Source organism: Tsukamurella asaccharolytica (assembly GCF_007858435.1).
GTDB lineage: Bacteria > Actinomycetota > Actinomycetes > Mycobacteriales > Mycobacteriaceae > Tsukamurella > Tsukamurella asaccharolytica.
Genome location: NZ_VIGW01000007.1, coordinates 13,084 through 32,004, shown reverse-complemented (window position 1 = coordinate 32,004; position 18,921 = coordinate 13,084). Strand labels below are relative to the sequence as shown.

At 67.4% G+C, this 18,921-nt stretch carries 21 protein-coding genes and 1 pseudogene; 13 read left to right on the top strand and 9 right to left on the bottom strand.

The window, feature by feature from the left end; genetic code table 11:
• Position 1 precedes the first annotated feature (1 nt).
• From FK529_RS13860 to nicT, 9 genes are all read left to right on the top strand, one after another.
• Positions 2-364, top strand: a complete 363-nt coding sequence (locus FK529_RS13860) for a universal stress protein (RefSeq protein WP_146562156.1) — start codon at positions 2-4, stop codon at positions 362-364.
• Positions 365-457: 93 nt separating this feature from the next.
• Positions 458-760 carry an urease subunit gamma gene (locus FK529_RS13855; protein WP_146562152.1) on the top strand — a complete coding sequence of 101 codons (303 nt, stop codon included), beginning with the start codon at positions 458-460 and terminating at the stop codon, positions 758-760.
• A 9-nt stretch (positions 761-769) separates the two neighbouring features.
• Positions 770-1,111, top strand: a complete 342-nt coding sequence (locus FK529_RS13850; protein WP_146562149.1) for an urease subunit beta — start codon at positions 770-772, stop codon at positions 1,109-1,111.
• Positions 1,108-2,820, top strand: a complete 1,713-nt coding sequence (gene ureC / locus FK529_RS13845) for an urease subunit alpha (protein ID WP_146562147.1) — start codon at positions 1,108-1,110, stop codon at positions 2,818-2,820. Before FK529_RS13850 ends, ureC begins: the two co-directional genes overlap by 4 nt.
• Before the next feature lie 10 nt (positions 2,821-2,830).
• Positions 2,831-3,316 (top strand): urease accessory protein UreE, encoded by a 486-nt coding sequence (gene ureE / locus FK529_RS13840; RefSeq protein ID WP_146562145.1) that lies wholly within the window; start codon positions 2,831-2,833, stop codon positions 3,314-3,316.
• Positions 3,317-3,462: 146 nt separating this feature from the next.
• Positions 3,463-4,071, top strand: a complete 609-nt coding sequence (locus FK529_RS13835) for an urease accessory protein UreF (protein ID WP_146562143.1) — start codon at positions 3,463-3,465, stop codon at positions 4,069-4,071.
• Positions 4,072-4,082: 11 nt separating this feature from the next.
• Positions 4,083-4,694 carry an urease accessory protein UreG gene (gene ureG, locus FK529_RS13830; protein WP_146562141.1) on the top strand — a complete coding sequence of 204 codons (612 nt, stop codon included), beginning with the start codon at positions 4,083-4,085 and terminating at the stop codon, positions 4,692-4,694.
• Positions 4,691-5,527, top strand: coding sequence for an urease accessory protein UreD (locus tag FK529_RS13825; RefSeq protein ID WP_231703084.1), 837 nt, complete (start codon positions 4,691-4,693; stop codon positions 5,525-5,527). The genes ureG and FK529_RS13825 overlap by 4 nt, the downstream gene beginning before the upstream one ends.
• Before the next feature lie 17 nt (positions 5,528-5,544).
• Positions 5,545-6,675, top strand: a complete 1,131-nt coding sequence (gene nicT / locus FK529_RS13820) for a Nickel transporter NicT (protein WP_146562138.1) — start codon at positions 5,545-5,547, stop codon at positions 6,673-6,675.
• Between the two features lie 52 nt (positions 6,676-6,727).
• Here nicT and FK529_RS13815 read toward each other — a convergent pair whose 3' ends face one another.
• The 9 genes and pseudogenes from FK529_RS13815 to FK529_RS13775 form a co-directional block, all read right to left on the bottom strand.
• On the bottom strand, positions 6,728-7,204 hold the full coding sequence (locus FK529_RS13815; RefSeq protein WP_231703083.1) for an RpiB/LacA/LacB family sugar-phosphate isomerase: 477 nt from the start codon (positions 7,202-7,204) through the stop codon (positions 6,728-6,730).
• Positions 7,201-8,943: a dihydroxyacetone kinase family protein gene (locus tag FK529_RS13810; RefSeq protein WP_146562135.1), complete on the bottom strand. Its 1,743-nt coding sequence runs from the start codon at positions 8,941-8,943 to the stop codon at positions 7,201-7,203. Before FK529_RS13810 ends, FK529_RS13815 begins: the two co-directional genes overlap by 4 nt.
• A gap of 3 nt (positions 8,944-8,946) precedes the next feature.
• On the bottom strand, positions 8,947-9,807 hold the full coding sequence (locus FK529_RS13805) for a DeoR/GlpR family DNA-binding transcription regulator (RefSeq protein WP_146562133.1): 861 nt from the start codon (positions 9,805-9,807) through the stop codon (positions 8,947-8,949).
• Between the two features lie 56 nt (positions 9,808-9,863).
• A complete protein-coding gene (locus tag FK529_RS13800) occupies positions 9,864-10,862 on the bottom strand; it encodes a substrate-binding domain-containing protein (protein ID WP_146562128.1) in 999 nt (332 codons plus the stop codon).
• A 70-nt stretch (positions 10,863-10,932) separates the two neighbouring features.
• Positions 10,933-12,048, bottom strand: a complete 1,116-nt coding sequence (locus FK529_RS13795; protein WP_146562126.1) for an ABC transporter permease — start codon at positions 12,046-12,048, stop codon at positions 10,933-10,935.
• Positions 12,045-13,592 (bottom strand): sugar ABC transporter ATP-binding protein, encoded by a 1,548-nt coding sequence (locus FK529_RS13790; RefSeq protein WP_146562123.1) that lies wholly within the window; start codon positions 13,590-13,592, stop codon positions 12,045-12,047. The genes FK529_RS13795 and FK529_RS13790 overlap by 4 nt, the downstream gene beginning before the upstream one ends.
• Positions 13,589-14,197, bottom strand: coding sequence for a DUF2291 family protein (locus FK529_RS13785; protein ID WP_158635120.1), 609 nt, complete (start codon positions 14,195-14,197; stop codon positions 13,589-13,591). The genes FK529_RS13790 and FK529_RS13785 overlap by 4 nt, the downstream gene beginning before the upstream one ends.
• Positions 14,198-14,296: 99 nt before the next feature.
• Positions 14,297-15,088, bottom strand: coding sequence for a triose-phosphate isomerase (locus tag FK529_RS13780; RefSeq protein WP_205124393.1), 792 nt, complete (start codon positions 15,086-15,088; stop codon positions 14,297-14,299).
• Positions 15,085-15,909: pseudogene (locus FK529_RS13775) on the bottom strand (zinc-binding dehydrogenase); the annotation flags it as partial. The pseudogene FK529_RS13775 and the gene FK529_RS13780, both read right to left, overlap by 4 nt.
• Between FK529_RS13775 and FK529_RS13770 the strand changes: the two are divergent.
• The 4 genes from FK529_RS13770 to FK529_RS13755 all read left to right on the top strand — a co-directional run bounded on the left by FK529_RS13770 (position 15,887) and on the right by FK529_RS13755 (position 18,908).
• Positions 15,887-16,381, top strand: coding sequence for an LGFP repeat-containing protein (locus FK529_RS13770; RefSeq protein ID WP_231703090.1), 495 nt, complete (start codon positions 15,887-15,889; stop codon positions 16,379-16,381). The pseudogene FK529_RS13775 and the gene FK529_RS13770 overlap by 23 nt on opposite strands.
• Before the next feature lie 80 nt (positions 16,382-16,461).
• Positions 16,462-16,920: a DUF732 domain-containing protein gene (locus FK529_RS13765; protein ID WP_146562117.1), complete on the top strand. Its 459-nt coding sequence runs from the start codon at positions 16,462-16,464 to the stop codon at positions 16,918-16,920.
• A 4-nt stretch (positions 16,921-16,924) separates the two neighbouring features.
• Positions 16,925-17,935 (top strand): cutinase family protein, encoded by a 1,011-nt coding sequence (locus tag FK529_RS13760; RefSeq protein ID WP_146562113.1) that lies wholly within the window; start codon positions 16,925-16,927, stop codon positions 17,933-17,935.
• Between the two features lie 19 nt (positions 17,936-17,954).
• Positions 17,955-18,908 (top strand): cutinase family protein, encoded by a 954-nt coding sequence (locus FK529_RS13755; RefSeq protein ID WP_146562110.1) that lies wholly within the window; start codon positions 17,955-17,957, stop codon positions 18,906-18,908.
• Positions 18,909-18,921 lie beyond the last annotated feature (13 nt).

Genomic DNA, 18,921 nt, shown 5'->3' with positions numbered 1-18,921 from the left:
CATGACGATCGTCGTCGCCCACTCGACCACCCCGGAGAGCGCCGCCGCACTCGAGGCCGCCTACGGCGAAGCGGAGCGCAGGCCCGGAGAGCCCGTCGTCGTCTTCGTGCTCGACGGTGACGCTCCCGACGTCTCCGGGGCTACCGCGCGCGGCATCACCGTCACCTTCGAGCACCCGAAGGAGTTCGAGAAGGACCCGGTGGGCGGCGTCGTCGACGCTGCTACAGCGCTGGACGCCTCCGTCCTCGTGATCGGGATCAAGCACCGCACCGCGACCGGCAAGCTCCTGTTCGGCTCGTCGGCGCAGCGGATCCTGCTCGACGCGACCTGTCCGGTCCTGGCAGTGAAGGTCGCACAGGGCTAGCGCCCGGTCACGCGTTAACTTCGTGTTTCCAGCCTGTTGCGCCTGACGATCCGGCTTGACGGGCCGCCGGGGCGAAGGATTGAGTGAATTCTCATGCACCTCTTGCCCCGCGAGCAGGACAAACTGCTCATCGTCGTCGCCGCGGACCTGGCGCGCCGTCGCCAGGCCCGCGGGCTCAAGCTGAACCACCCCGAGGCGGTCGCCATCATCACGTACGAGCTGGTCGAGGGCGCGCGCGACGGGCGCAGCGTCGCCGATCTCATGGCGCACGGCGCGACCGTCCTCACCCGCGACGACGTGATGGAGGGCGTGCCCGAGATGATCCACGACGTACAGGTGGAGGCCACCTTCCCGGATGGTACGAAGCTCGTCACCGTCCACCACCCGATCCGGTAGTCGCGGGCCATGATCCCCGGAGAGTTCCGCCTCGCTTCCGTACCGATCCGGTGCAACCCCGACCGGTCCACCCGCACCGTCCGCGTCGTCAACACCGGCGACCGCCCCATCCAGGTCGGCTCGCACTTCCACTTCGCCGAGGTCAACCGCGCCCTCGACTTCGACCGAACCGAGGCCTACGGGCACCGTCTGGACATCCCGTCCGGGACCGCCGTCCGGTTCGAGCCCGGCGACGGAAAGACGGTGCGGCTCGTCGCCCTCGCCGGAACCCGCGAGGTCCACGGGCTCGCCAACCGCGTCAACGGCCCGCTCGACGGTGCCGACCGTCCGGAGAACGAGGGAGAGCAGTGAGCTTCGAACTGAGCCGTCGCGAGTACTCCGACCTCTACGGTCCGACGGTCGGTGATGCCGTGCGCCTCGCCGATACCGAGCTCTTCGCGGTCGTCGAGAAGGATCTCACCGTGTACGGCGAGGAGGTGGTCTTCGGCGGTGGCAAGGTGATCCGCGACGGCATGGGCGAGAACGGGGTGCTCACCCGCGAGCACGACATCCCCGACACCGTGATCACCAACGCGCTGATCGTCGACCACACGGGCATCGTCAAAGCAGACGTCGCGCTGCGCGACGGCCACATCTTCCGGATAGGCAAGGCCGGCAACCCTCAGATCAGCGACGGCATCACCATCACGATCGGTGCCGCCACGGAGATCATCGCGGGGGAGGGGCGGATCCTCACCGCGGGCGGGATCGACACACATATCCACTTCATCAGTGCCCAGCAGATCGACACGGCGCTCAACTCCGGCGTCACCACGATGATCGGCGGCGGCACCGGGCCGGCAGCGGGCACGAACGCCACCACGGTGACGCCGGGGCCCTGGCACATCGCCCGCATGCTGCAGGCCCTCGACGGCGTGCCCATGAACATCGGGCTGCTCGGCAAGGGGCACGCCGGCGCGACGGAGCCCCTCGCGGAACAGATCCGGGCCGGCGCGATCGGTCTCAAGGTGCACGAGGACTGGGGTTCGACCACGGCCTCCATCGACAACTCGCTCCGAGTGGCCGACGAGTACGACGTGCAGGTCGCGATCCATACCGACACCCTCAACGAGTGCGGCTTCCTCGAGGACACCGTGGCCGCGATCGACGGCCGCGTGATCCACACCTTCCACACCGAGGGCGCGGGTGGCGGTCATGCGCCGGACATCATCGCGATCGCGGGACACCCGAACGTGCTTCCCGCGTCCACGAACCCGACCCTCCCGTTCACCGAGAACACCATCGTCGAGCACCTCGACATGCTCATGGTGTGCCACCACCTCAACGCCGACATCCCCGAGGACGTGGCCTTCGCCGACTCGCGCATCCGGCCTGAAACCATTGCGGCCGAGGGGGTGCTGCACGACCTGGGGATCATCTCGATCACCTCGTCCGACTCCCAGGCGATGGGCCGTGTGGGCGAGGTGATCACGCGCACCTGGCAGCTCGCCGACTCCATGAAGCGCCAGCGGGGCCCGATCGACGGGGACCCGGACGGCGGCGATAACGCCCGGATCAAGCGGTACATCGCGAAGTACACGATCAACCCGGCGCTCGCGCAGGGCATCGCGGAGTACGTCGGCAGCGTAGAGGAGGGTAAGTTCGCCGACCTCGTGCTCTGGAACCCGGCCTTCTTCGGGGTGAAGCCCGACCTGGTGATCAAGGGCGGCCAGATCGCGACCGCCCTCATGGGTGACGCGAACGCGTCGATCCCGACGCCGCAGCCGCGCACCATGCGGCCGCAGTTCGGGTCGATGGGTTCGGCCGTGCACGACGCCGCGATCACGTTCCTGTCCACCGCAGCGGCGGAATCCGGCGTCGCGCGCGAGCTCGGGCTGCGCAAGCGCACGCTGCCCGTCCGGGGCATCCGCACTCTCCGCAAGCAGGACCTGCCGCACAACGGTGCGACGCCCGACATCACCGTCGACCCCGAGACCTACGTCGTCGCCGTCGACGGGACGCCCGTGCGCTCCGAGCCCGCGTCGTCCCTGCCCATGACCCAGCGCTACTTCCTGTTCTGAGAGGCGAGAAGTGATCATCGAGACCGTCGCCGGCAACCTCGCCGACCTCGACCCCGCCGAACTAGGCGCGGTGCACGTCGAGCGGGTTCCGCTCGCCGGCGCCGACCTGGTGAAGCGGATCCAGCGCGTGCGCACCGACCACGACCGGGAGATCGGGCTGCGCCTGGCCGCGCCTGCCGGCCCCGACGGTGACCTGCGCGACGGCGACATCCTGCACCGCGATGAGCGCACCATCATCGCCGTGCAGGTGCTCGCCACGGACGTGCTGGTGATCGCCCCGCGCACGATCACCGAGATGGGCCGCACCGCGCATGGACTCGGCAACCGGCACCTGCAGGCGCAGTTCTTCGACGCCGATTCCGAGTACGGCGCCGAGGTGATGGTGGTGCAGTACGACCACACCGTCGAGGACTACCTCACCCACCACGGCGTGCCCTTCGCGCGGCAGGACCGCGTCCTTCCCACGCCCTTCCGCCACGCGGAGCACACGCATTGAACACTGTTTCGGTCGGAAAAAGCGCAGTTCGCGGCGGACAGGAACAGTGTTCAATCGGGGCCGGGGCGTCGCCGGGGTATCTGCTGCCGCTGCTGCAGCTCAGCGACTCCGCTCTGCCGACGGGAGCGTTCAGCCACTCCTTCGGGATGGAGGCGTACCTCGCCGACGGCACGATCGACGATGAGGCCACCTTCGCGGCGTGGCTGCGCGCGTACGTCTCTCGGCAGCTCGCGTACACGGACGGCCTCGCGATCCGCATGGTCTTCGACGCCCTGCAGGCCGGCGATCTCGACGCCGTGTGGCGCCTCGACCGCCTCATCGCCGCCCTCACCCTGCCCGAGCAGGTGCGCACCGCGGCGGCCACGATCGGCCGGCGGACCGCCGAGGTCGGCGCCGTCGTCGCGCCGGAATCCCTTCTGGGCGACTATCTCGCCGAGCTGGATGCGGGTCGCTGCCACGGACATCCTGCTGTCGCCTTCGCACTGCTCGCGCACGCGATCGACGCTCCGCCCGCCGCCGCGATCGAGGCACACCTGTTCGCCGCCGTCACTTCGCTGACCCAGAACGCCGTGCGCGCCATCCCCATCGGGCAGACCGCGGGGCAGCGGGTGCAGCGCTCGATGTACGACGTGGTGGCCGACGCCGTCGCCACTGCGTTGATCCTGACCGAAGACGACCTGGGCGCCGCATCGCCCGGGCTCGAGATCGCACAGATGCGGCATCGGCGCCAGCGGGCGCGGATGTTCATGAGCTAGGAGGAGATTGCATGACGACGATCCGCATCGGTGTCGGAGGCCCCGTGGGCGCGGGCAAGACCCAGCTCGTGGAGCGCATCACCCGGCACCTCGCCGACGAGGTGTCGATGGCGGCCATCACCAACGACATCTACACGACAGAGGACGCGAAGATCCTGGCGCGCAACAGCGTCCTGCCCGGCGACCGCATCGTCGGCATCGAGACCGGGGGCTGTCCGCACACCGCGATCCGAGAGGACACGTCGATGAACGAGGCCGCGGTGTCGCGGCTCGTGGCTGCGCATCCCGACCTGCAGGTGGTCTTCATCGAGAGCGGCGGTGACAACCTCTCCGCCACCTTCAGCCCCGAGCTGGTGGACTTCTCGATCTACCTCATCGATGTCGCGCAGGGCGAGGAGATCCCGCGCAAGGCCGGGCAGGGCATGATCAAGTCGGACTTGTTCGTGATCAACAAGACCGACCTCGCGCCGTACGTCGGCGCGGACCTGTCCGTCATGGCCGCCGACTCCAAGGTCTTCCGCGGCGACCGCCCGTTCTGCATGACCAATCTCAAGACCGACGAGGGCCTGGACGGCGTGCTGGAGTGGATCCGCCGGGACGTCCTCATGCTCGACCTCGCGTGACCGGTGCTCCCGTGCCCGCGCTCACGGGCGAGCTCGCGCTGACCCTCGCCCCGCGGGGGCGGCGCACCGTCGCCGTGGCGCAGCGGCACGCGGGAACGCTGCAGACCCTGCGGCCCATGTACCTCGACGATTCCGGTCAGGTCACCTACCACGTGGTCAACCCCGGGGGCGGGTGCCTGCGCGGCGACACCTACGCGATCGACATCGACCTCGAGGCCGGGGCGCACGCCGTGCTCACCACGCAGTCGGCGACCAAGGTCTACCGCACGCCGGGCGGCGGTGCGATGCAGGACATGCGGATCCGGCTCGGCCCCGGCGCCGTCCTCGAGTACGTTCCCGACCCGCTGATCCTCTACCGCGAGGCCAGCTTCCGGCAGACCTGCCTCGTCGAGCTGGACGAGACCGCCTCACTCGTCCTGGCCGAGATCGTCACGCCCGGATGGTCGCCCGACGGTGCGCGGTTCCGGTACGACGAACTCCGCATGCGCACCGAGATCCGACGGGGCGGCACGCTCCTCGCGGTCGACAACCTGCTCATCGAGCCCGGCCGATCGGATCCCTCCGGCATCGGCCTCCTCGACGGACGCACCCACGTCGGATCGCTCACGGCGGTCGACGCCCGCATCGACGAGTACCTGCTCGACGAGGTCCACGCGCTCACCCAGGGCGTCGGCGCCGTCCGGAGCGGGCTCACCGCGCTGGCCGGTCCCGGATTCGTGCTGCGCTGCCTCGGTGACGACACCGCCGAGCTGGCGGGCCTGTTCGACGCGGTCATCGCTCTGCTCCGGAGCCGATGGACCGGACAGGCGCCCATGAACCTGCGAAAGTATTGAAGGTGGGGAACACCGGCATGAGCACATCGAGCACCGTCGCGCGGCTCCGGACGGGGTGGGCCGCACTCGGCCCCGGCGACCGGCGGTCGCTGCTCGGGATGACCGCGACCGTGATCGCGCTACACGTCGTCGGCTTCGGCGCGCTGATCCTGCTCATCGTGCCCGGCCACTACCGGATCGGCGACGGCGGCGAGTTCACGCTCGGCATCGGCCTGCTGGCCTACACGTTCGGCCTGCGCCACGCCTTCGACGCCGACCACATCGCCGCGATCGACAACACCACGCGCAAGCTGCTGGCCGACCGCGAGGGGCGGATCGCCGCGGGGGAGACCAACCCGCGCCGGCCGCTCTCGGTGGGCTTCTGGTTCTCGCTCGGGCACTCGACCGTCGTCTTCGGCCTCGCTGCGCTGCTCGCGCTGGGCGTGCGCGCCCTCGCCGGCCCTGTCCAGGACGAGAACTCCACGATGCAGACGATGCTCGGCCTCATCGGCACCTCGGTGTCCGGGGTGTTCCTGTGGATCCTCGGCATCATCAACCTGGTGGTGCTCGTCGGGATCGTCAAGGTGTTCCGGGACATGCGCACCGGCCGCTACGACGAAGCGGAACTCGAGGACCGGCTGAACAAGCGCGGCCTCATGAACCGCCTATTGCGCGGCGTGTCCGGATCGGTCCGCAAGCCATGGCACATCTACCCGATCGGCGTGCTCTTCGGCCTCGGCTTCGACACCGCGACCGAGGTGGGCCTGCTCGTGCTCGCCGGCGGGATGGCCGCGTTCACCCTGCCGTTCTACTGCATCCTGATACTGCCGGTGCTCTTCGCGGCCGGAATGTCGCTGCTGGACACCATCGACGGCGTGTTCATGAACGCCGCCTACGGCTGGGCCTTCGCCAAGCCGGTGCGGAAGGTGTACTACAACATCACGATCACTTCGCTCTCCGTCGCCGTCGCGCTGGCGATCGGCACCGTCGAACTGCTCGGCGTGCTGGCCGAACGGGCGCATGTCGAGTCCGGGCCGCTGGGCTGGATCGCGTCGATCAACCTGGACTACGCGGGCTTCGTGATCGTCGGCCTGTTCGTCGCGGTGTGGGCCGTCGCGTTGCTGGTCTGGCGCTACGGACGGATCGAGGACCGCTGGTCGACGCGCTGACCCCCCGAGGCGGCCCCGGAAGGGCCACCTCGAGGGGACATCAGGTCAGCGCTCAGCGGTTCTCGTAGTCCACGATCTCGCAGACATTGGCATAGGAGTGGCTGCTCGGATCAAACCGATAGCCCAACCATTCCTGAGCCAGACGGCGTGCCAGCTGCAGACCGATCACCCGTTCCCCGAAGGTGAGGATCTGGCAGTCGTTGGACAGGATGGAACGCTCCACCGAGAAGCTGTCGTGGGCGACCGTCGCCCGGATCCCAGGCACCTTGTTCGCCGCAATGGCAACGCCGATGCCGGTTCCGCAGACCAGGATGGCCCGGTCGATCTCACCGGCGACGATCAGTTCACCGGCCCGGACCGCGACCGAGGTGTAGGTGTTGGCTTTCGGCTCACCCTCCGGCGGGCCGAGATCGAGCACGCTGCGAACTCGGGAATCGAGCCGCAGGTCCTCTGCGATGACCTGCTTGTAGCCAAGGCCGGCTCCATCGCTGCCGATGGCCAGCCTCAGGTTCTGCTCGGCAGCACTCACTGCTCCGTCTCCTTCTGTGCGACACCGTCTTGGGAGACTGCGGCAGCGACTGCCGTCACGATCAGCGCGAACGAAACCGCCCCTGGGTCAGGGTGGCCGATGCTGCGCTCAGCCAGTGGTCGGGCCCGACCAACCCGGGGGCTGAGCTCAGCCGTCGCATAGGCGGCTCGGGTGGACTCCGATGCCGCCGCAGCCCAGGCCTCGGCGAGTGACTCACCGGAGCTGATGCCGCTGTCCAGCCTCTCGGCGAACGGCAGCATCGCATCCAGCATGGTCTTGTCACCGGGCTCCGCCTTGCCGAGCGTGCGAACAGCGATCACGGCTGAATCGACAGCATTGCCCACCGCCGCGTCATCTGGCCGATCAGCGTTACCGAGTTCGCGACCCAGCGTGGTCAGCAGGTGTCCCCACAAGATGCCACTGGTGCCACCGGCCTTGTCACCGAAAGCTCCGCCAGCGGCCTCGAGGACCTGCCCGACGCCTCCCTCGGTCTGATCGGCAGCTTCGACCGCTGCGGCAGCGCCACGGGCCATGCCGATGCCGTGATCGCCGTCCCCGGCGACGGCGTCGAGCTGACCCAGGTCGGCCCTGTTCTCCTCGATGGTCGACAGCATCGTCTGCAGCAGCTGGCGTACCCGCACCGCCGCCTCGATCGAACCCTGCCCGGCCTGCTCGCGGGAGACCGGACCGGTCTGCTCCACGGCATTGTCACGCGGCTGGAACCGCGACACCGCCTCGCCGACTCCACTTCGAAACGCCGGGGTATCGGCGGGTGCCTGCCAGAGCTCTGCCAACTCATCGTCGAGCCAGGTGATGCTGAGCGAGCAACCGGCCATGTCCAAGCTGGTCACCAGTTCACCGACTTCGGGGGCAATCAGCTCGACCCCGGCCTTGCCGAGTTCCTCGGCGATGGTGCCGAAGAGGACATAGAGCTCCTCGTATTTGGTGGAACCCAGACCGTTGACCAACACAGCCGCTCGCCCGTCGGCATCGGCGGGGCGCTCGGCCAGCACCCGCTCGACGAGCGTACGCGCCAGTTCTGCGGCAGGCTGCACGGGCAACGAGGAGATTCCCGGCTCACCGTGGATGCCGAGCCCGAGGTCCATCTTTCCCGCGTCGACCCGGAACAGCGGTTCGTCGGCACCGGGCAGGGTGCAGCCGTTGAAGGCGACACCGAAGGAGTAGGTGGCGTCGTTGGCGCGCCGCATCACGCGCTCGACACCATCAAGGTCATCACCACGCTCGGCCGCAGCGCCTGCGATCTTGTAGACGGTGAACGTTCCGGCAATTCCGCGGCGCTTCGCCTTGGATTCCGGCGCGGCCGAGGCGATGTCGTCGGTGACGTAGACGATCCGGGAGTCAACGCCCTCGGCGATCAGTCGCTCGGCAGCAGCAGCGAAGTTGAGGCGGTCACCGGCGTAATTCCCGAAGCCGAGCACCACACCGGCGCCCCCGTCAGCCGCGCGGGCGATCCGGTACACCTGCTCGGCCGACGGCGAGGCGAACACCTCACCCAGCACCGCCCCGTCCGCGAATCCGGTGCCGACCACGCCGCTGTAGGAAGGGTAATGCCCAGACCCCCCGCCGATGACCAGGGCGACCTTGCCCTCGAGCGGGCCAGCTGAGCGGACGAAACCGGCCGCTCCTTCGACCCGGCGGACGTGCCGCTTGTGGGCCGCAGTGAAACCGGTCAGTACCTCGGTCTTGAAGTCGTCGGGGTCATTGAACAAATACGTCATAGATCAGCTTTCTAACGATTGGTCGGACCCAGTCTCGGTGACCGGGACCTGCCGGTAGGGAATCTCGGCCTCCCGCCAGCTCGCCAGCACAGCGGGGTCGGCATCGGAGTCAGTGAGGACCAGGGTCATTTCCGATAGTGAGGCAACTTTGAGCAGTGCCACACGGTCGAGTTTGGAGTGGTCGACAAGTAGGTACTTCTCCGTCGCGGAGCCGAGCATCGAGCGCTTCAGGGAGGCTACCTGCTCCTCCTGGTGGAACAGGTCGGTCCGCGAGACCGCGGAGGTCGACATGAAGACGGCATCGACGTGCAGACCCTCGACCTGCTGGCGGGTGGTGACACCGGCGAACGAGTCATAGGAAGGATCGAATCGCCCGCCGAGGCCGATCACTGTCAAGTCGTGGCTGCGGCTGAGCTCGCCGAGGCGATGCAGTCCGGTGAGAAAGGTCGTCGCCACATGCAGCGGCGTTCGCTGGGCCAGACCGTCGAGCATGGCGAGCACCGTGGTGCTGTCATCGAGCAGGATCGACATCCCGGGTTGCACATAGTCCAGCGCTGCATTGGCGATGGCCTTCTTGTGCGCCACCCGGTTGGCCATCCGGTACGACATCTGGGATTCGAAGACGCCGGAGGGCTGCGCAGTGACCCCGCCGCGGAATTTGCGGACCACGCCGCGACGTTCCAACTCGGCGAGGTCACGGTGCATCGTGACGATGCTCACCCCGAACTGGGCCGCCAATTCCTGCGGGCTCGCCGACCCCGCCGCCAGCACCGTCTCAGCGATGAGCTGGCGGCGGGACTCCGCGCGGTCGATTCCGCCGGAATGCCGTCCGCGATTGGTAGGGGATGCACCGGTGCCTTGCATGTCTGTCGCCCGTCTGTCGAAGTGCCTGGTCGCACCTTACGACCCGAGCCGTTCGATCAGGGACGCACCTCGAAGTTGTTGACCTTGTCGGCATTCTCCTTGGTCACGAGTACGCACTCCAGGGCCTGCTTCTCCTGAGCCGGAGCGCTTCCGGTGTTGGTGATCGCCCTGTTCAGCTCCTCGATCGCCAAGGTGGTGCCCTTGACGATCGGCTGGACGACGGTGGCGACCATCTCGTCCTTCTTCACCGCTTCGACCGCATCCTGGTTCCCGTCGAACCCGAGGACCTTGACCTGGGCCAGCTTGCCCGCGCTCTTCAGCGCATTGATCGCACCCAGTGCCATCTCGTCGTTGCCCGCGATGACTCCGTTGAGGTCTGGATTCTTGGCCAGCAGGGCTTCCATCTTCGCCTGGCCTTCCTGGCGATCCCAGTTGGCGATCTCGGCCCCGAGCTTCTTGAGATCCGGATACTGGCTGAGGACTGCTGCGTACGCATCAGAGCGGACCTGGGCGTTCTTGTCGCTGGGCTTGCCCAGCAGTTCGACGTAGCTTCCCTTGTAGCCCATCTTCTCTGCCCAGGCCTCAGCACCCGCAGTGGCTCCCTGAGCGTTGTTGGACACGATCTGGGCGCGCGCCAGTCCCTGTTGGGAGATCTCGGCATTGACCAGGACCACCGGAATCTTGGCGTCGACGATCTTCTGCACGATCGCGACCGACTCATCGGCGCCGGCCGGATCAAGGATGATGCCCGCGACCTTGTCATTGATCGCTGTCTCGACCTGCTGGGTCTGCAGATCAGGCTTGTTGTTGTGGGCCGAGGTCGTGGTCTTGTAGCCCAGCCTGGTTGCCTCGCGGACCGCGGTATCGACCTCGGCCTTCCAATACGGGTTGGATGGGTTGACGGTGATGATGGCGATGGTTCCGCCGGCGGCCCTGCTGGCACCGCCGGAGGACGTCCCGGGGGTCGCGCTCTGGTCGCTGCACGCGGCAACTGCCGCTACCAGAGAGCCCGCAGTGGCGATCAACATGGTACGTCGGGAGAGGAGTCCGGTCATGACATTGTCCTTAGCTCTAGATGGTTGTTTTGTTCCTTTTCGCTGTGTGCGATTTCTTGCGGCGACTCGATCATGGTTGAGCGGCCGATTCTGATTGCCGCCCCGACTGCTCGGCCAAGGTGCGCTGGGTCGCGCGCCGAGCGGCGCGGCGCTGCTGCAGGATGTGCTGGATCTGGTCGAGGGCGACAGCCAGGATGATGACTGCACCGGTGACCACCTTCTGCCAGAACGGTGACACCCCCACGATGACCAGGCCGTTGGTCAAGAAGCCGATCACGAAGGCACCGATGATGGTGCCGCGCACGGTGCCCCGCCCGCCGGAGAGGGCAGCTCCGCCGATCACCACTGCGGCGATCGCATTGAGTTCATAGAACTGACCGAGGTCGGCCGTCGAGGATGAGATATTGGCGATCTGCAGGATGCCGACCAGGCTGGCGCAGAACCCGGAGAGCACGTACACCCAGATCTTGACCTTGGCGACGGGGACACCGGAGAGCTGACCGGCGCGCTCGTTGCTGCCGATGGCGTAGAGCCAACGTCCGAACGGAGTCTTGGTCAGCAAGAACGCGAACGCGATGGTGACCGCGATCAGAACCCAGGTGGCAATGGGGATTCCGAGCGGAGCGGACGCGAACACCGCGAAGAAGCCAGTGTTTCCGAGTTCGGGCTGCCCCCGCAGCTCGCGGGTGATGTTCTCGCCGTTCAGCAACACTTCGGTCAGACCGCGGGCGACATAGAGCATGCCCAAGGTGACGATGAACGGCGCCAGATTCAGTTTGGCGATCAGCATGCCGTTGACCCATCCGACCAGGCAGCCGATCGCAACCGCCAGGACGACGATCACCCACACCTTGGGGTAGAGCACCAGACCATTCAGGCCGATGTCGAGGCCCTGGAACAGGTTTCCCGCCACTGCGCCGGTCAGGCCAACAGTTGAGCCGACCGACAGGTCGATCCCGCTGTGGAGTATGACCAGCAACATGCCCAGGGCCACCAGTGCGTTGAACGCGACCTGCTTGATGATCGTGACCAGGTTGCCGGTCGAAAGATAGTTGTCGCTGAGCAGCGAGAAGATCACGATGATCAACACCAGGGCGACCAGGGCCCGGCCCTGGGTGGCGATCTGCTCGAGGGTGACTCTGCCGAACAGCTTTCTCGGTTCTGCGTTCGAGGTGACCGCACTCATTGCGGGGCTCCCATCGGTTCTGTGGTGCTGACCTGCTCATCGGAGGAGGCCATGACCTCTTCACGAGTACAGGTCCTCGGATCGAATTCCGCGACCAGTCGGCCGCGGCTCATGGTGATTACGCGGTGCGCTGCACTCAGCGCCTCGCTGATCTCGGAGGTGGCGTAGAGAACGCCGAGCCCACCTTGGGCACGCTCGAAGAGAAGTCGGAAGATCTCGCCCTTGGCCCCCACGTCGACGCCGCGGGTCGGCTCGTCCAGCATCAGCAGCTTGGGATCGGTCATCAGCATTTTGGCGATGACGACCTTTTGCTGATTGCCGCCGGACAGGGACGTGATCGGGGCCTGCGCGCTCGCGGTCTTGACCCGGACATCCTGGATCGCCTCGGAGGTGAGGCGGCGTTCTCGACCGGAGTCGATGGTCAGCCAGCGCATCAATCTGGGAAGCGTGGACAAGGTCGCGTTACGGCCCACGCTCATCAGCTGGATCAACCCATCGCGCTGCCGGTCCTCAGGCACCAGTCCCAAGCCCGCTGCGATGCGCTCACGGGTCGGCAGCTTGCCGACGTCGCGCCCGTCCAGAAGCACCGAACCCGCGGCCAGATCGGTCTTACCCGCCAGGGCCTCGAGCAACTCGGTCCGTCCGGCCCCCATCAGTCCGTAGATGCAGACGATCTCACCGGCACGAACATCCAAAGAGACGCTGTCGACGGCGAGCCGTCCGGTGGCGGGATCCACCACACTGACGTCCTCGAGTCGAAGCACGACCTCACCGAACTCCCTCGGAGCGTCGCGGAAGTCGTACTCGGCATCACGACCGACCATCTGCCGCACGATCCACCCGAGGTCGATCTCGCTGGCTTCGGCGGTGGCAACCAGATCGCCGTCACGGAAGACGACGGCCTGGTCGGCGATCTCCAGCGCTTCTTCAAGATGGTGGGAGATGTAGACGATCGCCACGCCCTGATCAGTGAGCTCGCGAATCACCTTGAACAACACCTCGACCTCGGTGGCGCTGAGCGCCGAGGTCGGCTCGTCCATGATCAGCACTCGCGCCTCGGTAGACAGTGCCTTCGCGATCTCCACCACCTGCTGCTGTCCCACTCGCAGGTCCTGCACCAGGGTCGTCGGGCTGATCTGCTCTTCGAGACGCTCCATCAGCTCTTCGGTGATCTTGGCCTCTTTGGCGTAGTCGACGGTGCCGGTGACGGTGTGCAACTCCCGACCGAGGAAGACGTTGTCACGCACGTTTAGGTTGGCGCACAGATTGAGTTCCTGGTGGATCATCGAGATCCCGTTGGCAACGGCGTCGGAGGAATCGGCGAAGGCCACCGCAACCCCGTCCATTTCCAGATGCCCAGCGGTCGGTTGCTCGATACCGGCCAGGATCTTCATCAGGGTGGACTTTCCGGCCCCGTTCTCGCCGAACAGGACGGTCACCTGACCGCTGCGGACCTCGAAGTTCACTCCCTTCAACGCCCGGGTGACCCCATAGGTCTTGGCGATGTCGACCGCGCGCAACACCACCTCATGGGCCGAGGTCATCGCACGACCTCCAGGGCCACGACCTGCACGATCAATGGCTTGGCGACCGGCACAGTGTTGCTCGCTCCAGGCACCGAAAGCATTCCGCGGACGCGGATGGTCTTGCCCTGCAACTGGCCCGGGTCGGTGGCCGCCTGAGACAGTCGCTGCTGGACCAGCTTCTTGATCTCATCACTGACGTACTGGTACTCGGTCTGCCCCGGTGCATCAGAGAACTTGTACCCCAGGGCATCGCGTGCCGGCGCTCCGTTGACCGCGGTGCCGGTGGCCACCTGCACTCGGGTCTGGGGCGGGACCTGGGCAACAGTCACGGTTGCACTGGTCGGGGCCACCTCGCTGACCTGTCCTTCGAAGCTGACCGGGAAGATGTAGGTGGTGTCGAAGGGCTTGATCGCGCCCATCCGACCCGCGGTTCCGGCCACATCGGAATGGATCCCGGCAACGACCTCAGCCAACGGCCGGTAGGTCAAATCCGTCTCGGCCCGCTTCAGCAGATCTGCGCCGGTCTTGGCCGGATCGAAGGGGGTCGGTGCCATAGCCGCAGCCTCCTCGCGGGTCATCACTGTGGTGTTCAGCGCCATCGCCACCAGCAAGATGATCGCCAAGCCGGCGATGACAGCCCCCCGGACGAGCCGGGTTCGATGTGTAGGCAGGTGCATGTGTGTTACTCCTCCTCGGACTAACGCGGTGGGTTCAGGTCTGGATCAGATGGGGGGGGTACGGCTAGCCGCCCGCGCCGCCAGGCTGACCAGCCCGCGGAAGCCATCGGCGTCCCAAGCGGCACGGCCGATGAACAATCCGCCGACGCCACTGCAAGCGAGCAGGTCGGCAGCATTGTCAGGTCTGACGCTGCCGCCGTAGAGCACCACGCGCTCGGCATCGGCAGTGCCGGAAGAGTGCTCCACAAGGGTTTCGCGCAACGCTCCGGTGACCTGGGAAACTTCTTCCGGCAATGCCGGGCGCCCGCTGGAGCCGATGGCCCAGATCGGTTCGTAGGCAACGAGGATGGTCGTCTCTTCGCTGCTGCTGACCCCTGCCAGCGCCGCCCGCAACTGCCCCACCGCATAGTCCACCGCCGCACCGCTGCGACGCACTACGGCCGACTCGCCGACGCAAATGAGGGGGATCAGCCCGTGCTGCAGCGCGGCGGTCACCTTGGCTGCAACCACCTCGTCGGTCTCACCGAAGGCGGCCCGCCGTTCGGCGTGACCGACCTCGACGATCTGCGCCCCGGCATCAGCCACCATCCCCATGGAGACCTCTCCGGTCCGCGGTCCCTCCTCAGCCCAGTCGGCGTTCTGCGCACCGATCAGGTATTTGGTGTTGGGTCCCAACCAGAAATCGACCGCGGCCAGGCTGGTATGGGCCGGCAGGAAGAAGGCGCGGACCGACTCCGGCGGATCGTCGAACTGCTGCAGCCGTTCGACGAACTGGCGTGCCTCGGCCAGGGTCTTCGTCATCTTCCAACTGGTGCCGATCCAGATCGGTGAGTTCACGGCAGCAGGCTGACCTTGATCGAGTCACTCCCGCTGGCAACCAGGTCGAGCCCGGTCTGGAACTCGCTCAACGGCAACTGGTGGGTGACGATCCGGTCCATCGGCAACGCGCCGTTCTCCAGCAGCTTGATGGCAGCGGGCCAGCAGTTGGGGCCGAGATGGGCTCCGAGCACGTCGAGCTCCTTGTCATCGGAGATGATCGACCAGTCGACCGACACATCGCTGCCGAAGACGCTGTACTCCACGAATCGACCCATTTTGCGCAGCACGTTGAGGCCTTGACCCACAGCCGAGGGATGCCCGGTGCCTTCGAGGTAGACATCGGCGCCGTAACCGCCGGTCAGGTCGGCGATGATCCCGACCGGGTCCTCCTCGGCGATGTTGATGGTTAGATCGGCGCCGGAAAGCTTGGCCAGCTCGAGCTTGGTAGGCATCACGTCGAGAGCAATGATCCGGGCCGGGTTCTTGGCGCGGGCACCGGCGATCATGCCGAGCCCGATCGGTCCGCAACCGGCAACCACCACGGTGTCGTCGAAGGTGAGCTGACCTCGTTCGACCGCGTGCAGTGCGCAGGAGAGGGGTTCGGCGAAGGCGGCGTGGGCCGGCGGCAGGCTGCTCGAGACGCGGTGCACCTTGGCGTTGCGCTTGTAGACCATGTATTCGGCCATCGCTCCGGGGGTGGCCCGCTTGAAGCCGTACATGTCGTGAGGGGCGCACATGTGGTAGTTGCCGGTCATACAGAAGCGGCACTTCCAGCAGGGCACGATCTGCTCGCTGGTGACACGGTCTCCGACGCTGATGCCCCACCGCTCCGCAGCCTCCGCGATCGGTGGCGCCTACCTCGGCACGGGCGGCCCCGGCGGCCCGCTCGGCCACCCGACCGGGCCCGAGCAGGCTCTGCCCGATAAGAAGGGCCGCTACCAGCAGTTCCAGCGCGGCACCGTGTACTGGAGTCCGCAGACCGGCGCCCGCGCGGTGCGCGGCGCGATCCGCGACAAGTACGCCGCGCTGAACTACGAGCGCTCGCCGCTCGGCCTGCCGGTGGGAGACGAGACGAAACTCCCCGCGGGCGCCTTCCAGCGGTTCCAGGGCGGCCAGATCTACTGGTCGCCGAAGACCCCCGCGACGGTGGTGAACAACGGGCCGATCTTCGCCGAGTGGGGGCGCCAGGGCTACGAGGGCGGGCGCCTCGGCTACCCGGTCGCCGAGTCCACGCCCATTCCCGGCGGCTTCGAGCAGCGATTCGAGCGCGGCGTGATCGCACTGGTCAACGGGGTTGCGACCGCACGCTGACGCCCGACCGGGGGTTGCGGTTCGCCGCTGCCGGTAGCCTTGGCAGCGCCCAGTGCCGACGTACTTCAAGGAGAGAAGACATGGCTGGACTTCGGGGAGCCCTCGCGGCCGCAGTGCTGACGGGCGGCGTGCTGCTCGGTGCCGTCGCGTGCGGCGGCAGTTCGACGGTCGAGGCGCCCACCACGGCTGTGGAGGGCGGGCCCACCTCGCTGCCCGCGACCGCTCCCGGCTCCGCCACGGCACCGTCGGGCTACCCGGGCACGTCGGGCTCCGCGGGCGCGAGCTCCACCGCGAACGCGGCGACCCCGCAGAAGGACAAGGAGTTCATCGCCAAGGTCCGCGCGGACGGCGTGAAGGCCCCCGACGACGTGGTGATCAACGCCGCCCAGTTCGCGTGCGAGTACGACAAGTCTGGCCGCGACGCCAAGAACCTGGAGCCCTTCGTGGTCGGCATCCTCGGCCCGTACGACGGTGACGCCGCCTCCGCGAACGCGAAGAAGTTCATCGCCGAGGCGCGGTCCTCCTACTGCAAGAAGTGATCCCGTGACGCATCAGGAACCCGAAAAGCAGAGCGGCGGGCGCAGGTTCTCGCCGGTGACGATCGTCGTCGGCGTGGTCGTGATCATCGCGCTCGTCCTGTTGGCGATCCTGGTGGGCACCTGGCTCCGGCCGGGGCCGTCGCTCCCGCCCGTCGGTCCCGACGGTTCCTCGTCGAGCCCGTCGGCCACTGCGGCGCGGCCGACCTCGCAGCCCGCGGACTGCCCGGACGTGCAGGTGATCTCGGTGCCCGGCACGCTGGAGTCGTCGTCGCGGGACGATCCGTACCGGCCCACGTTCAACCCGAACTCGCTGATGCTCAAGGTCACCGCGCCGCTCGCCGCGGCGCTGCCCGATTCCCGCGCCGACGTGTGGACCACCCCGTACGTCGCGCAGCTGTCGAACCCCGTCGCGATCCCGCCGGACGGGCAGGCCTCCTACGAGAAGTCCCGCACCGAGGGCTACGACAAGTCGGTCGCCCAGATGAAGAAGGTCTACGACAGGTGCAAGCTCACCGGTTTCGTGCTGATGGGCTTCTCGCAGGGCGCAGTGATCGCGGGCGACATCGCCGGCGAGATCGGCGCGGGCAAGGGCGTGGTCCCGGCGGAGAACGTCCTGGGCGTGGGCCTGATCTCGGACGGACGCCGCGAGCCCGGTGACGCCCGCACCGCCGGCCCGAATCCGCCCGGCGTGGGCGTCGAGGTGGCCTACGGCGGCTTCAGCTTCGGCAGCCTGTCGCTGCGCGGCAAGCGCGAGGGCGGCTTCGGCGCGGTCAAGGACCGCACCGTCTCCCTGTGCGGCAACCGGGACCCGATCTGCAACCAGCCGAAGGACATCTTCCAGGCGGGGAACATCGCGACCACGCTGCCCGAGTTGGAGAAGGTGCTCACCGGGAACTCGCACGCGCTGTACGCGACGACCTCCGATTGGTCGGCGAACGGGCAGACCGCCACGCAGTGGCTGCAGGCCTGGGCGCGCGGCGTGATCGACAAGGCGCCTAAGCCTCCCCACAGCTAGTCCTGGTATTCACATAGGAATGGCAGGTACGAAGAGTCAGGGAGCGCGGAAGGCCGGTCGCGTGTTCGGCATCGCCGTCATCATCGCCGCGATCATCGCGATCATCGTCGTGGTCACGCTCATCATCACGATGATCCGGAAGCCGGAGCCGTCACCGCCCGGTCCGCCGACGGGGACGCAGGCCGCGGACTGCCCGGACGTTCAGCTGATCTCCTTCCCGGGCACCTGGGAGTCCTCGGCCACCGACTCGCCCGAGGCGCCGAAGTTCAACCCGCGCTCGCTGATGCTGCAGGTGACGAACCCGCTGGACCAGCGCTACGCCGATGCCCGAGCCGATATCTGGACCCTGAATTACGCGGCCCAGTTCCACAATCCGGTCGCGGTGCCACCGGACGGCCAGATGACGTATCAGGCGTCGCGGCAGCAGGGCACCGACCGCGCGATCGCCAAGATCACCGCGGTCACGGACAAGTGCCCGCGCACCGGCTTCGTCCTCGTCGGGTTCTCGCAGGGCGCGACGATCGCCGGCAACATCGCCGCGCGGATCGGCGCCGGCAACGGACCGATCACCGCCGAGCGACTGCTCGGCGTGGGCCTGATCTCCGACAGCCGCCGGGTCCAGGGGCAGGGCCGCGCCATCGGCCCCGACCCCGAGGGTGAGGGCGTCGAGGTCACCTTCGCGGGCTTCAGCTTCTCCGGCGTCGACCTGCAGGGTAAGCGCGACGGTGGCTTCGGCTCGGTCAACGACCGCGTCGTCACGATCTGCGGCTCGAACGACCCCATCTGCAATCAGCCCAAGGGCGGGCTGTTGGGGCTGGCCACAGGCCTGCCGCAGGTGATCTCCACCGTCACCCAGAACTCGCACGCCGCGTACGGCACCACCGCGAACTGGTCGCTCGAGGGCAAGACGGCCACGCAGTGGCTCACCGGCTGGGCCACCGGCGTCATCGACCGGGCGCCCAAGACGAAGTAGCCGCGGGCTCTCC

Coding starts and splice junctions, on each gene's coding strand:
- FK529_RS13855 (WP_146562152.1), top strand. CDS start 458: ATGCACCTCTTGCCCCGCGAGCAGGACAAACTGCTCATCGTCGTCGCC.
- FK529_RS13835 (WP_146562143.1), top strand. CDS start 3,463: ATGGAGGCGTACCTCGCCGACGGCACGATCGACGATGAGGCCACCTTC.
- nicT (WP_146562138.1), top strand. CDS start 5,545: ATGAGCACATCGAGCACCGTCGCGCGGCTCCGGACGGGGTGGGCCGCA.
- FK529_RS13795 (WP_146562126.1), bottom strand. CDS start 12,048: ATGAGTGCGGTCACCTCGAACGCAGAACCGAGAAAGCTGTTCGGCAGA.
- FK529_RS13860 (WP_146562156.1), top strand. CDS start 2: ATGACGATCGTCGTCGCCCACTCGACCACCCCGGAGAGCGCCGCCGCA.
- FK529_RS13810 (WP_146562135.1), bottom strand. CDS start 8,943: ATGACGTATTTGTTCAATGACCCCGACGACTTCAAGACCGAGGTACTG.
- FK529_RS13850 (WP_146562149.1), top strand. CDS start 770: ATGATCCCCGGAGAGTTCCGCCTCGCTTCCGTACCGATCCGGTGCAAC.
- FK529_RS13790 (WP_146562123.1), bottom strand. CDS start 13,592: ATGACCTCGGCCCATGAGGTGGTGTTGCGCGCGGTCGACATCGCCAAG.
- FK529_RS13755 (WP_146562110.1), top strand. CDS start 17,955: ATGGCAGGTACGAAGAGTCAGGGAGCGCGGAAGGCCGGTCGCGTGTTC.
- ureG (WP_146562141.1), top strand. CDS start 4,083: ATGACGACGATCCGCATCGGTGTCGGAGGCCCCGTGGGCGCGGGCAAG.
- FK529_RS13805 (WP_146562133.1), bottom strand. CDS start 9,807: ATGCAAGGCACCGGTGCATCCCCTACCAATCGCGGACGGCATTCCGGC.
- FK529_RS13800 (WP_146562128.1), bottom strand. CDS start 10,862: ATGACCGGACTCCTCTCCCGACGTACCATGTTGATCGCCACTGCGGGC.
- FK529_RS13770 (WP_231703090.1), top strand. CDS start 15,887: ATGCCCCACCGCTCCGCAGCCTCCGCGATCGGTGGCGCCTACCTCGGC.
- FK529_RS13765 (WP_146562117.1), top strand. CDS start 16,462: ATGGCTGGACTTCGGGGAGCCCTCGCGGCCGCAGTGCTGACGGGCGGC.